This window comes from Croceivirga radicis, assembly GCF_002072105.2.
Classification (GTDB): domain Bacteria; phylum Bacteroidota; class Bacteroidia; order Flavobacteriales; family Flavobacteriaceae; genus Croceivirga; species Croceivirga radicis.
The window spans coordinates 362,364-375,504 of the sequence record NZ_MTBC01000001.1; the positions used below are offsets into that span (position 1 = coordinate 362,364).

General features: G+C 32.4%; 13 protein-coding genes and 1 tRNA gene. 5 read left to right on the forward strand and 9 right to left on the reverse strand.

Going from position 1 to position 13,141, the window contains the following annotated elements; genetic code table 11:
• The first annotated feature begins 6 nt into the window (after positions 1-6).
• Positions 7-366, forward strand: coding sequence for a dihydroneopterin aldolase (gene folB, locus BUL40_RS01600; RefSeq protein ID WP_010519502.1), 360 nt, complete (start codon positions 7-9; stop codon positions 364-366).
• A 49-nt stretch (positions 367-415) separates the two neighbouring features.
• Positions 416-486: transfer RNA gene (locus BUL40_RS01605), tRNA-Cys, on the forward strand.
• A 37-nt stretch (positions 487-523) separates the two neighbouring features.
• Here BUL40_RS01605 and BUL40_RS01610 read toward each other — a convergent pair.
• The 3 genes from BUL40_RS01610 to rnr are packed head-to-tail and all read right to left on the reverse strand — an operon-like array spanning position 524 to position 4,116.
• Positions 524-1,180, reverse strand: coding sequence for a LysE family translocator (locus BUL40_RS01610; protein WP_010519503.1), 657 nt, complete (start codon positions 1,178-1,180; stop codon positions 524-526).
• Between the two features lie 8 nt (positions 1,181-1,188).
• On the reverse strand, positions 1,189-1,872 hold the full coding sequence (locus tag BUL40_RS01615; RefSeq protein ID WP_080317807.1) for a head GIN domain-containing protein: 684 nt from the start codon (positions 1,870-1,872) through the stop codon (positions 1,189-1,191).
• A 51-nt stretch (positions 1,873-1,923) separates the two neighbouring features.
• Positions 1,924-4,116 (reverse strand): ribonuclease R, encoded by a 2,193-nt coding sequence (gene rnr / locus BUL40_RS01620; protein WP_080317808.1) that lies wholly within the window; start codon positions 4,114-4,116, stop codon positions 1,924-1,926.
• Between the two features lie 594 nt (positions 4,117-4,710).
• On the opposite strand from rnr, the gene rpiB reads away from it, so the two are divergent.
• From rpiB to BUL40_RS01635, 3 genes are read left to right on the forward strand one after another with little or no spacing between them, the layout of a single operon-like run.
• Positions 4,711-5,145 carry a ribose 5-phosphate isomerase B gene (gene rpiB, locus BUL40_RS01625; protein ID WP_010519506.1) on the forward strand — a complete coding sequence of 145 codons (435 nt, stop codon included), beginning with the start codon at positions 4,711-4,713 and terminating at the stop codon, positions 5,143-5,145.
• Between the two features lie 19 nt (positions 5,146-5,164).
• Positions 5,165-6,070, forward strand: a complete 906-nt coding sequence (locus tag BUL40_RS01630) for a cation diffusion facilitator family transporter (protein WP_080318015.1) — start codon at positions 5,165-5,167, stop codon at positions 6,068-6,070.
• On the forward strand, positions 6,070-6,516 hold the full coding sequence (locus tag BUL40_RS01635; protein ID WP_080317809.1) for a GNAT family N-acetyltransferase: 447 nt from the start codon (positions 6,070-6,072) through the stop codon (positions 6,514-6,516). Before BUL40_RS01630 ends, BUL40_RS01635 begins: the two co-directional genes overlap by 1 nt.
• Here the strand turns inward: BUL40_RS01635 and BUL40_RS01640 are convergent, their stop codons facing one another.
• From BUL40_RS01640 to BUL40_RS01665, 6 genes are all read right to left on the reverse strand, one after another.
• On the reverse strand, positions 6,517-6,891 hold the full coding sequence (locus BUL40_RS01640) for a hypothetical protein (RefSeq protein WP_010519509.1): 375 nt from the start codon (positions 6,889-6,891) through the stop codon (positions 6,517-6,519).
• Positions 6,892-6,958: 67 nt separating this feature from the next.
• Complete coding sequence (locus BUL40_RS01645; protein WP_080317810.1) at positions 6,959-7,555, reverse strand: hypothetical protein; 597 nt, start codon at positions 7,553-7,555, stop codon at positions 6,959-6,961.
• Positions 7,556-8,782, reverse strand: coding sequence for a DNA (cytosine-5-)-methyltransferase (gene dcm / locus BUL40_RS01650; RefSeq protein ID WP_080317811.1), 1,227 nt, complete (start codon positions 8,780-8,782; stop codon positions 7,556-7,558).
• Between the two features lie 223 nt (positions 8,783-9,005).
• The gene (locus BUL40_RS01655) at positions 9,006-9,413 is read right to left on the reverse strand and encodes a response regulator (protein ID WP_080317812.1); all 408 of its coding nucleotides are present in this window, start codon (positions 9,411-9,413) and stop codon (positions 9,006-9,008) included.
• Between the two features lie 5 nt (positions 9,414-9,418).
• On the reverse strand, positions 9,419-10,915 hold the full coding sequence (locus BUL40_RS01660; protein WP_141239629.1) for a PAS domain-containing sensor histidine kinase: 1,497 nt from the start codon (positions 10,913-10,915) through the stop codon (positions 9,419-9,421).
• Between the two features lie 251 nt (positions 10,916-11,166).
• Positions 11,167-13,071, reverse strand: a complete 1,905-nt coding sequence (locus tag BUL40_RS01665; RefSeq protein WP_080317814.1) for a PAS domain-containing sensor histidine kinase — start codon at positions 13,069-13,071, stop codon at positions 11,167-11,169.
• Positions 13,072-13,141: the final 70 nt, after the last annotated feature.

Here is a 13,141-nt window from a genome sequence, read left to right on the forward strand (position 1 = left end):
TACGCTATGGGTAAGATTAGATTAAATAATATTAGGGTACACGCCAATCATGGTTGCTTACAAGAAGAAGGTATTATTGGCAGTGATTATCGCGTAGATTTATCGGTTACCGCAAATTTAAAAGATGCCGCACATAGCGATAAATTATCTGAAACCGTAGACTATGTACACCTTAACAACATAGTTAAAGAAGAAATGGCCATAAAATCCAAATTATTGGAACATGTTGCCAAAAGGATATTGGATAGAATCTTTACCGAAATACCCATGGTCCTAGATGCAGAAATAGCTGTATCTAAGATAAATCCGCCAATAGGGGGAGACGTAGAAAGTGTTACAGTAGAATTGTTTCGTAAAAACGAATAAAATCTATCTTGCAAAGCTAAATTTATTGAGGTACATTTGCAGCCTTAATGGCATCGTGGCCGAGCGGCTAGGCAGAGCTCTGCAAAAGCTTGTACAACGGTTCGAATCCGTTCGATGCCTCTTCAACAAAAAAGCCTTCCAAAATGGAAGGCTTTTTTTATTTTATACGTTCTATACTATCCTGAACATTAAATTTTTCCTTTGGTAAAAATCCTTTGGTTATCAACACAATTCCGCAAATCATTAAAACAACACCCAATCCCTTTTTTACCAACCTAATACGTTTTGGTGTTAACTTCTTTTTTAACTGTTTTGCCAACAAAATTTTAATGACGTCTACCAAAAAATAAGTTAGGATCATAGTAGTAAAAAAGGCAATTAACCTATTTTCATCGTTCTCCATACTTGGACCAACAACAATTAGAACACCTAACCAAAATACAAGTACCCCTATATTAATAAAATTCAGTAAAAAACCTTTAACAATTAAAACAAGATAACTTCCTTTTAGTTTTTTAGACTCTTTCTTTTTAGTTTCTTTTTTTACATAAACTACAATGCCGTAAACCAATAAAATCATACCTCCAAAAACATAGAGTCCAGGTTCATTACTTAAATTTTCTAACAACTGAAAACTTGAGAAATAGGCAATGAATATAAATAAGATATCTGCTAAGATTACACCCAGGTCTACGGCTATTGCCGCCCTAAAACCTTTAGTTGCCCCGGTTTCTAACAAAACAAAGAAAACTGGACCAATCATAAAACTTAGTAAGATACCTAAGGGAATAGCTGTTTGTATATCTTCTAACATAAATAATTTTACTCTACACGCTCTATTTTACCTCCAAAGACTGTTTTCTGGTCCATTTTTTTAGGATTTCCATAGACTAAAACGGTGCCACCGGCTTTTACGTTGGCCTGCACATAATCTGTTGCATAGATAGCGGCTGTACCGCCCGCATTAACGCTTATTGTGGTGAGTTTACTTTTAAATACTTTACCCGTATAGGTACCTCCCGTATTTATTGTAATATCTTGATTGTTAGTAAAACCCTTTACAATAACATCTCCTCCGGTAACCGCTTTAACTAGTAATTGTTCCGTTTGGCAATTAAGATTAACCTCGCCACCTTCTTGGGCCCTAATTTCTAATAGATCTTGTACAAAAATATCTTTAGATTTAATTAATGCGTCTTCGTTTACATCTATAAGTTTTAATTCTTGGTTGTAATGTACATCCACAAAAGTTCTATAACCACTAAAAATCTTTTCTAATTCCATGCGAATTTTTAAGATTCCGTCATTATTAACAATTACCACCTTCTGTGTGTTTTCTCCGGTAATTACCGCTTTATTACTAGAAGATCTTATAAGATTTACAGAAATTCCATCAAAAGCTTTGATTTCTGTAAATTCATCTAAATCTATGGTAATATCTTGGTCTTGGGCCAGTGTATTATAATATAACAATAACACTAGAAATAAAGAAAAGTAGGTTTTCATTTTTATTTAGTATTGATTCTCAAATACATAAACTGTTCCAAAACTAAAAAATTATGATTGGTACTTACCGATTAACGAAAAATCTAAATGTCTTTTTTCTAAATCTGTGTTTTTAACCATAACAACTACTTCATCTCCAAGTTGATACGTTTTTTTGAAGCGTTCTCCCACAATTGCATATTGTGATTCGTCAAAAACATAATAATCGTCCTTGATATCACGTATACGCACCATACCTTCACATTTGTTAGCAATGATTTCTACATAAATTCCCCATTCTGTAACACCAGAAATTACCCCAACAAATTCCGTATCCGCATGATCTTGCATAAACTTAATTTGCATATATTTTATAGAATCCCTTTCGGCACTTGCCGCTAGCATTTCCATTTGGGAAGCGTGTTGGCATTTTTCTTCATAAACAACCTCTTTGGCCGTTTTACCATCATCTAGATAATGCTGTAAAAGCCGGTGCACCATCACATCTGGATATCTTCTAATAGGAGATGTAAAATGCGTATAATAATCAAATGCCAAACCATAATGGCCAATATTCTCGGTAGTATAAATGGCTTTGCTCATACTACGTATGGCAAGGGTATCTACAAGGTTTTGTTCTTTTTTACCTTTTACATCTTCCAATAATTTGTTTAAAGAACTGTTTATGGTCTTTCGGTCTTTTAACGCTATAGAATGTCCAAATCTTGATATTACCCCGTTTAAGGCCATTAATTTATCCAAGTCTGGTTGATCATGTACCCGGTATACAAATGTTTTCTTAGGCTTTTGTTTACCAATGTATTCTGCCACTTTTCTATTGGCCAATAGCATAAACTCTTCTATAAGTTTATTGGCATCTTTTGCTTCCTTAAAGTATACGCTTTCTGGGTTATTCTCTTCATCAAGATTAAAACGTACTTCAATTTTATCAAAAGAAATAGCTCCAGAATCCATACGTTTGCTTCGCATGATTTTTGCTAAACCGTCTAAGGTTAAAATAGCTTCTACTATAGTCTCATCTACCGCATAACCATCTTCTCTAATAGAAATTTCTTTAGGTATAATACCTGCTTTGGTTTCTATTATATGTTGTGCCTCTTCGTAAGCAAAACGCTCATTAGAATCTATTACCGTTCTACCAAACCATTGGTTTATTAATTTGGCTTCTTTATCCAATTCAAAAATTGCAGAAAAGGTATATTTTTCTTCTCTTGGTCTTAGGGAACAAGCATTATTGGATAGAATTTCTGGTAACATAGGAACTACCCGGTCTACTAAGTAAACAGATGTTGCCCTGTTATAGGCTTCCTCGTCCAAAATAGAATCTGGTGTTACGTAATGAGATACATCTGCAATGTGTATCCCTATTTCAAAATTGCCGTTTTCCAATTTGGTAAAAGATAGTGCATCATCAAAATCTTTTGCATCTTTAGGATCAATGGTAAAGGTTAAATCTTGCCGCATATCTCTACGTTTGGCAATTTCCTCAGGCTTTATACTGGTATCTAATTTATTTGCAAATTGTTCTACATCATAAGGAAACTCATAGGGTAAACCGTATTCCGCTAAAATGGAATGTATTTCTGTATTGTGTTCACCAGGCATTCCTAACACTTTAACAACTTTGCCGTATGGAGAATCTGCTTCCTTTGGCCAGTCACCAAGGGCTACCAAAACCTTTGATCCATCTTCTGCTTCCATTGTTTTTTCCAGTGGAACAAAGATATCTGTATACATACGGTTATCCATTGGTCTAACAAAGGCAAAGTTTTTGTTACGTTCTAAAACCCCAACATATTCCGTTTTAAATCTATTTAAAACTTTTACAATTTCACCTTCTGGTCTTTTTCCTTTTCTGGAAGGTCTTAGACTTACCATTACCTGATCTTGATGAAAAGCACCATTTAATTTACTATTGGGTATAAAAATATCTTCTGGTATACCTTCTACTACAATATAGGCATTGCCACTAGATGTTAAATCTACCTTACCAGTAACAGTCTCGTAAGCATCGGCTTTCTTTTTATACTTTCCTTTTTCAACTTCTATAATCCTACCTTTTTGTTTAAGCTGGCCTAATCTGCGTATTAGATCGTTTCTACCTTGCGTATCATCTATACCTAATTTAGCGGCTATCTGCTTGTAATTAAAGGCGTTATTAGGCTTTTCTTCCAGAACGGTAAAGATTCCTTTTGTAATCTCGTTCTTTTTTTGGCTTCTAGCCCTTTTCTTTTTCTTAGCCATTCAAAGAATATTTTTTTGAAAATTACAAATAATTAACGGGGAAGTTCGTTATATAAAGACCAATCATCCAAAAAGAGAAGGTTTATCAACAAACTAAATATTATTCTTTTTTCTTTTTTAAAATTTAAATTAAAAATGATGGTTATGATTGGTTGTTAATTTCTGGTATTGTTTTCACAACATTTTTTTGCTTTGAACAATAAAAAATTCTTATTGACAATTTATACCAGCTAAATTTTAAAGATTATCAAATACTTAGATAGGTTATCAACTGTTTTTAATAAGTGGTTTCAACATAAATTTCATGATAACTTAATGTATATTTACTGTTAATATCTGAGAATTTTTGTTGACTTAACCTTGATTAATTTTTAATTAAATATTAGCTAAACATCAATAAATCTTAGTATTGTTGAATTATCATTAAAAATCAAAATTTATTTCTTCATTTTTCTCCGCTATTTCTTCACATTTTAGAAATAATACTAATTGCTTGATTTGTAGTTTACTTTTATAGCTCTGCTTTTATTTATTAACAACACCGTTTAAAACGTTTTGTACCTTTGTTGTAAACCCAAAACAAACGAGAACATTATGAAAATTGCTATTGGTAACGATCACGCAGGTACTGATTATAAACTGGCTATTGTTGGTTTATTAAAATCTAAAGGAATAGAAGTTGTTAACTATGGTACGGATGGTTCTGACAGCGTTGATTATCCAGATTTTACGCATCCTGTGGCCCAAGATGTAGAAGAAGGTAAGGTAGATTTAGGTATAGTAATCTGCGGTAGTGGTAATGGGGCAACCATGACCATAAACAAGCACCAAGGTGTGCGTGGAGCACTTTGTTGGACAAAAGAAATTACTGCATTAGCTAGAGCGCATAATAATGCCAATGTTTTAAGCTTACCAGCAAGATTTATCTCTTTGCCACAAGCATTGGAAATGGTAGATACTTTTTTAAATACCGAGTTTGATGGAGGAAGGCACGAGAGGAGGATTGAAAAAATTCCTTGTGGTTTTTAATTAGTAATGCAGATCATTGTTGGGACATAATCACCATCATCATAGTGCCGATGCTACTGGAAAAAAGTTACTAATAAGTATAATCTTAAATGTAGTTATAACAGTAACCCAAATTATTGGTGGGTTAATCTCTGGTAGTTTAGCGCTTTTATCAGATGCACTCCATAATTTTAGTGATGTACTTTCTTTAGTGGTTAGCTATTTTGCCAATAGGCTTGCCAAGAAAAAATCAACAACCAACAAAACATTTGGTTATAAGCGAGCAGAAATAATTGCTGCTTTTGTAAATGCAAGTAGCTTATTGGTAATTGCACTATTACTAATAAAAGAAGGTATAGCACGGTTTTTAAATCCTGAACCTGTGGGTTCTAACTTGGTTATTATACTTTCAATTGTAGCCATTTTAGGAAACGGATTTAGTGTATTATTACTACAGAAAGAGGCAGGTAGGAATATGAATATGAAATCTGCTTACCTACATTTATTAACAGATATGTTGGCCTCTGTTGCTGTTCTTATAGGTGGTCTTGTCATGAAATATTTTTCTTGGTATTGGATTGATTCCCTACTAACAATTATAATAGCTTTATACCTTGTCTACATGGGGTATGATTTATTAAAGGAATCTACTCGAGTATTAATGTTATTTACACCTAAGTCTGTAGTGGTAGAAGACATTGTAAAGCATATTTCTAAAATAGACGGTATTAAAAATGTGCATCATGTACATATTTGGCAATTGAATGAAGATGAGGTGCATTTAGAAGCACATATAGATTTTATAAATGATATACGCTTATCTACTTTTGATGCAATTCTTATAGAAATTGAAGAATTGGTATATCATAACTTTGGAATTAATCACGTTAATATACAGCCAGAGTTTGGCAAATGTGATCCTAAAACCGTTATAGTTGAAGATTAATGAAGGTACAGGTTAAAAAATTTAATGAGTTAACCGTAAAAGAACTTTACGCAATTTTAGCTCTTAGAAGCGAAGTATTTGTAGTGGAACAAAATTGTGTATATCAGGATATTGATTTTAAAGACCAAAAGGCATATCACTTAATTTTAAAAGAAGAAGGAAACATAGCGGCCTATACACGAATTTTTAAAGCTGGTGATTATTTTGAAGATAATGCTTCTATTGGTAGGGTAGTGGTTTCACCAAAATATAGAGGTTTAAATTTTGGTAAAAAGGTCATGGAAGAAAGCCTAAAATTTATCAGAAAAAAAATTGAAACCAAAGGCATAGAAATATCGGCCCAAGTATATTTACTCAGGTTTTATAATAATCTTGGATTTAAAGAAGTTGGGGAACCGTATTTGGAAGATGATATTCCCCATATTAGAATGCTAAATACTAACTAATTATATACGAATAGGAGTTTTGTTGGTCAGGTTTAAATCGTTCAACAAAGTATCCGTAAACTTATAGTGTCCTCTAGTAGTAATAATTTTAAATCGGTTAGATTTTAATCTACTTAACGTATCTAAGAACAACCATTTAGATTTCAATAGATTTTCTTTGTCTGTTTTTAGACTGATGTCAAAAAAGTACTTTCTACCATTTTTTTCAGCAACAATATCTGGTGTTACTGTTGTTCCAGTACTTTTTTTAAGGAAAGACTTTGGCGTATCATAGCCTTCTACATCGGCTCTGATATTTTCAAAACCAGTGTTTTCCAAATACTTAATAGACTTCTCTAAAAATTCCGTGTTTTCTTGTTTTTCCTTTTTTATCATAACATATAAAATAAAAAAAACAGTACTAAAACCAATTTTTTAGTGTTGATTAACAAGTACTTAACAATTAAAATAACTGCCTGGCTACATTGTTTTTTATTAAAAAATCTAATTTTAAAATTAAATTTAGCGGTTGTTCTATCTTATTTTTCGAACTTAAGTATAAATAGCCTTCTTTTTTGGCAAACAAGTTAGGAACCAAACTAATACCATGTTTCTGAGGTCTTTCAATGGATTTTAAATTTATTCTGCTACTTAAATAATCTATCAGTTTAACCCTATTAACAAAGTAATATTTGCAAGAAGTAAATTTGTTGGGTTCATCACAATAAATAGAAGTAACTAAACCGTAAAAATCTGTTGTTTTCTTAGAATCTATGAACCAGCCTGGTTTTACAGTTCCATTTTTTAGATAAGATAGTTCAAAAGCAAATGTGGGTAAATCTTCGTTTATGTAGTCTAGCTGGGCTTTCTCATCTACAGAATATTGTTTGTTGGTTACCTTATGGGTTAGGTAAATATCAACTCCTAATAATTGTTCTTTTAGAGAATTATTACGTTTAAAAGTATATTGCTTTAAATGTTTTTGGTATTGGATATCTAAAAAATGTTGAAGTAGTTTCTCTTTTTTAAGGTCAGAATTGAAACTACTTTTAGGATGCACTTAGCTGTTTTTTAAATGATTAATTAAACTTAATCCAATTTTCTCAACTATACCAACCACTAGGGCGTTTCCCATAAAAAAGGCGCGTTTGGTATCCGTTATTCCAGTAAGTTGGGTGTGGTTATCAGGAAACATATTTAAACGTTCCAATTCTACGGGTGTTAATCTTCTTAAACCTTTTTTTGTTTGTATTACATGTTTAAATCTAGAAGGTGAAGCTCCCCCTTCTCCTGTAATAATTGTTCTAGAAGCTTTATCTAAATCATCAGGAAAAACCATACTACCCTCAGCATAGTTATAGGTAAAACCTGCTTTGGTTGTCCTAGTTTCCTTTTTAGAACCTTTTAAGTAGCTCCATTTTTGCAATTGTTCCTCTGGTAGGTAAAATGCTTTATCTACTTTACTATCTTCTTGTAAAACCTCTCTTAAAATGCTATGTGGACCATTAAAATCTGGCTTTAAATTTGCGGTTGTTACAGTATGCTCTAGACAGATACCACTATTTAAAAAAGGTGAAAGTTTACTGTCTAAGTTAAATTGTTCTGTTATGGCTACAAGATTCTTTTTTAGTTTAAATTGTTCAGGGCGGTTATAGTCCTCTTTTACAGGGAAACCTTTGGCCAATATGCCATTTTGCCGTAACCATTTTTCTGGAGTTTTTATTTTTTTATAAAGTGGGCTTGTATTATGTATACCCACAAAAAAAACGCGCCTTCGGCGCTGTGGCATACCATATTCAGCGGCATTTATAATACGCCATTCTACGGCATATCCTAAATTATTTAGTCCAGATAGCATAATGGCAAAATCCCTACCACGCTGTTTAACGGGGGACTTTAAAAGCCGATCAACATTTTCTAAAATTAAAAACTGTGGCTTTACTTTTTTCTCTTCTAAAATTCTATAAATAGACCACCATAAGACCCCTTTTTTACCTATAATACCCTTTGCATTTTTTAAGGTAGCGGCAACAGAATAATCTTGACAGGGAAATCCACCCACCAATACATCAAAATCTGGTATTTCTTCTGTATTTACCGTCTCAATATCTTTATTGGAATGGTTTTCTGGGCCAAATTTGGCCTCATATACCATGGAGGCATGTTGGGTTTTTGTACTAGGTTCCCATTGGTTACTCCAGATAACTTTAAAACCTTGTGTTTTTTCTAAACCTAAACGAAAACCGCCAACACCGGCAAATAGTTCACAAACGGATAGTTTTTGCATTGGCTAAAAATAGGTAATGTAAGCACAAAAAAAAACTGCCCCGACCAAGGGGCAGCATCAACCTAAATATAACTAAAAACAAACTAAATTCTTTTTTAAATCAATGAACAATCATAATTATTAACCATTGCTGTTTCATTAATACGAAGTAAACTTAAGAAAGAATATTCTTACAAAATATAGTTTGTTGTTTAGCTTAGCTAAACTGTTGTTATTTATAGAATTACTGTTGTGAGTCTTCTCCTTTTATGAATTTTTCTATAAGATTTTGTATGGCTCTTTTATCTAATGGTTTGTTTATGATTTGGCTAACCATTGGATACACTTTAATACGTTCATTATCTTCTGGAGATAGCGAAGTAGTTAGTAATATTATTTTAGGATTTGTTTTTACACTACGTTCTATAGCGTTGTATAGGTCCAAAAATTCCCAGACGTCCATAGTAGGCATGTTAATATCCGAAATAATTAAATCTGGAAACACGTTGTCTTTATCTTGAAGGTGTTCTAAAGCATCTTTTCCAGTCAAGAAAGATACAATTTCATTACAAGCGTCTGACTGCTTTAAAAATTTTGTGTGGATAAAATTAGTAGCCTTGTTATCGTCTAGTAATAAAACTTTATTGAACATAAGCTTTATATATAATTAGTGTTTAGCGGTATGGTAAATTTAAAGGTACTCCCTAAGCCAACAGTACTATTAACCCAAAGGTTGCCACCCATGTTTTCAATTAATTTTTTACAATGTGCCAATCCTATACCAGTACCCTTATAAGATTCACTACTATGTAATCTGGTAAATAGATTAAATATTTCCGTAAGGTTTTTTTTGGCAATACCAATACCGTTATCACTAATACTGATTTCTATATGGGTTGCCGTTTCTTCTCCACTTATACATATTTTAGGGACCGTATTTTCTTTTGTAAACTTTAAGGCATTGCCTATTAAGTTAAGAAATAAAGAATTTAGTTCGGTTTCATTACCATAGGCATTGGGTAAATTTGAAACACTAATTTTTGCATTTTTTTCTTTGATAACCTTGCTAAGACTATTTAAGCTATTCTTCACTACTTCATTAAGATTTACCGTAGTTCTATTAGAATTACCTTGTAGTTTGGAATAATCTAACAATCCTGTTACCAAACTGTTCATTTTTTTTGTCTCATCTAAAATCAAATTTAAGTGAGACATACCTTCTTCATTTAAAATAGATTTGTAATCATTTAAAAACAAGTCTAATAGGCTGGCAATTGTTTTAATTGGCTCTTGTAAATCATGGCTTGCGGTATAGGCAAATTGCTCCAAATTTTCGTTGCTGTTACTAAGCTGTTTTAATTTGGAAATATCGGTTAGCGTACCTACTATTTTTAATGGCAAATTATTTTTATCCCATTCTATAATTTGCGCTTTGCTGTAACCCCAGATTACAGAACCGTTTTTGTGCCTATACCTAACTTCCCCTTCAAAAGGCAGGGAACCTTTACTTGCAATATGTTTTTTAAATCCATAAATGGATTTAGATAGGTCTTCTGTAAGTATTTTTGATTTCCAAAATTCCGATTTATTGGCTTCTGGGTCATTCTCGTATCCAAAAATTTTCTTGAAAGATTTACTTATATAGCCTTCGTTCTTATTAATGTTCCATTCCCAAAAACCAATATTTGTGGTATTTAGTACTTTCTCAAAAAGCAATATTTGTTCAGCATATTTTTCTTGATACGATATTTCTTGTGTAATATCTTTAATTATGGAAACAACATAACTTAACTTTTGGTTCTTATCTAATTTTGGAATGCTGTTAAGTTTGATCCAAACCTCATTACCATTAGCATCTATATTTTTTCTAATGGTATCTTTTAATGCTATTCCCTGTTCTAGCTGCAACCAATCTATTTTGTGTTGTTCTTTGGCTTTTTCCGAACCAAAATCCATTACATGCTTGCCTATTAGTTGGTCTTTATGACTGCATTTATGAACCTTTACCAACTTTTGGTTGCAGTTTATTATACGACCCTTATTATCTAAAATAACAATTACATCTGGAGAGTTTTCAAAAATTTCTTGGTAAACATCCATGGCAGGTATAGAATGTTTTCTAAAATAATTGTTATGATAATTATCTAAACTCAACTCAAGGGATTTTATAGGTACTTATTTATAGGGCATATAATTTTAAAAATTTCATAGTTTTTATAACAAATACGCGCAAACCATTTTTATTCATGATTAAGCATGAATAAATGTTGACCGAACTTTACATGTAAGTATGAAATTCAAATTTGGTTAAGAATAATGGTTAGTTGATTCCTAATAGCTAATATAGAAAAATCTTACAAAAAACAATTAAAACCCTACAAAAAATAAGGTTTATCTAGTTGATATTAGGCCGTTTGGAGGGTAAAACTAAAGGTAGTTCCTTTGCCTTGTTCAGATTCACACCAAATTTCTCCATTGTGTGTCTCTACTATTTTCTTACATTGAGAAAGTCCTATACCAGTACCACTAAATTCTTGACTATTATTTAATCGTTTAAATATTTCAAAGACGGTGTTCAGTTTATCTTTTGGAATACCAATTCCATTGTCGCTGATGTTAATTTTGAGCATCCCTTTGTGTAGGCCTTTGGTAATATTAATGTTGGGTATTTGTTCTTTTGTTGTAAATTTTAGACTATTTCCTATAAGATTTAAGAACAAAGAATGTAGTTCAATTTCATTACCTATAACATTGGGTAGATCAATTGTTTTTACAATGGCATTTTTTTGTTTAATACTGGTATTTAAATCATTTAAAACATTTTTTAGTACCCGGTTCAAGTCAACCGTTTCTTTATGGCTAGTTTTGCCCACTTTAGAGTAATCCAATAAACCGGTAATGAGTTGCGTCATTCGTTCAGAAGAATTTTCTATAAACTCTAGATAGCTTTTACCGTCTACCCCAATTTTTGAACCATATTCTTCTTTAAATATTTGGATAAAGTCTTTTATAGTGCGCAACGGCTCTTGTAAATCATGACTAGCCAAGTATGCAAACCGTTCAAGGTCTTCATTACTTTTTGCCAAGTTTATTAAATTGGTTATATCTATATTACTGCCTACCATTCTAATAGGATTTCCTTCCTTGTCCCACTCAATTACCTTACCATTGCTTAATACCCAAATTACGCTTCCGTTTTTATGAAAAAAACGGGTTTGTATGTTGTAGGGTACTTTTCCTTTGGTTCGTATATGTTCGTTATAAAGATTAATTAGTTTTGGTAGATCGTCTGGATGAACAATTTTGTGCCAGGATTCCACTGCGTTTTTCATCTCATGGTCTTTGTAGCCAAACATGGCCTTAAAGGTTGGGCTTAAGTATTGTATATTGTCTTTTATGTTCCAATCCCAGTAGCCGGCCATGGTACTTTCCAAAACGTGTTCAAACGTTTCATTCTGTCTAATTAACTCCTCTTGTACCTTGTTTAAAACTTTAGTGGCGGTAATGTCTGTTTCGGTGCCAATCATCTTTAAGGGAGTGCCATCAGAAGACCACTCAACAACTTTACCTCTAGTAAGCAAATATGTTATTCCCCCTTTGCTATTCTTGTATCTTATTTCTACTTGGTATGGTATTTTACCTTTGGATTCTATATGTCTTGCTATACCCCGTTCTACTTTTTTTCGATCTAAAGGATGCATTAACTTAAACCAATTACCAACCGTATCTTCCAATTCTTCTGGTTTAAAACCTAGAACTTGTTCTAAAGATTTGTTACGAGTGTGATTGTCTTTTAAATCCCAAATCCAAAAACTATCAGACGTTGCTTCTAAGGCTGTTAATTGATTCTCTAAATTTTTATTGGATACAACTTCCGTAGTTACATCACGAAACATAGATAGGATAAAATCAATTTCAAAGTTTTCTTTATAAATAGGCTTTACATTTAATTCTATATATCTATGGTTGCCTTCGCCATCAATAATTTCCCTTATTTCATTGGTTAGTTTTTTTCCACTTAAAAAAAGAGAAAGGTCTTTGTTAAAGATTTGCTGTTGGGATTGCGGGAGAAACCTAGTAATTGGTTGGCCTACGATCTCGCGTTTATCACTTACATTATTTAGTTGTAATAATTTGATGTTGCAATCCAGAACAATACCATTTTTATCAAAGACACAAACAATATCCCTAGTATTATTATATAGTGCGCTAAGGTATTTTAGCGTATTAGAAGTGTAGGTTTCTTCTACATGGCGTTTACTGTCCATATAGATGATTTCCTGGTTTGTGGTGGCACCAGATTTTTTCATCTTTGGTTTGCTTAGGACACTAAGTTAGTAAAATTCCTACAAAAAACACGAAATTATCTGAAAGCCATGT

Bases quoted from the DNA above. Each gene is read 5' to 3' on its own strand.
- BUL40_RS01635 (WP_080317809.1), top strand. From the start codon at position 6,070: ATGAAGGTACAGGTTAAAAAATTTAATGAGTTAACCGTAAAAGAACTT.
- rnr (WP_080317808.1), bottom strand. From the start codon at position 4,116: ATGGCTAAGAAAAAGAAAAGGGCTAGAAGCCAAAAAAAGAACGAGATT.
- BUL40_RS01665 (WP_080317814.1), bottom strand. From the start codon at position 13,071: ATGAAAAAATCTGGTGCCACCACAAACCAGGAAATCATCTATATGGAC.
- rpiB (WP_010519506.1), top strand. From the start codon at position 4,711: ATGAAAATTGCTATTGGTAACGATCACGCAGGTACTGATTATAAACTG.
- BUL40_RS01655 (WP_080317812.1), bottom strand. From the start codon at position 9,413: ATGTTCAATAAAGTTTTATTACTAGACGATAACAAGGCTACTAATTTT.
- dcm (WP_080317811.1), bottom strand. From the start codon at position 8,782: ATGCAAAAACTATCCGTTTGTGAACTATTTGCCGGTGTTGGCGGTTTT.
- BUL40_RS01640 (WP_010519509.1), bottom strand. From the start codon at position 6,891: ATGATAAAAAAGGAAAAACAAGAAAACACGGAATTTTTAGAGAAGTCT.
- BUL40_RS01615 (WP_080317807.1), bottom strand. From the start codon at position 1,872: ATGAAAACCTACTTTTCTTTATTTCTAGTGTTATTGTTATATTATAAT.
- BUL40_RS01610 (WP_010519503.1), bottom strand. From the start codon at position 1,180: ATGTTAGAAGATATACAAACAGCTATTCCCTTAGGTATCTTACTAAGT.
- folB (WP_010519502.1), top strand. From the start codon at position 7: ATGGGTAAGATTAGATTAAATAATATTAGGGTACACGCCAATCATGGT.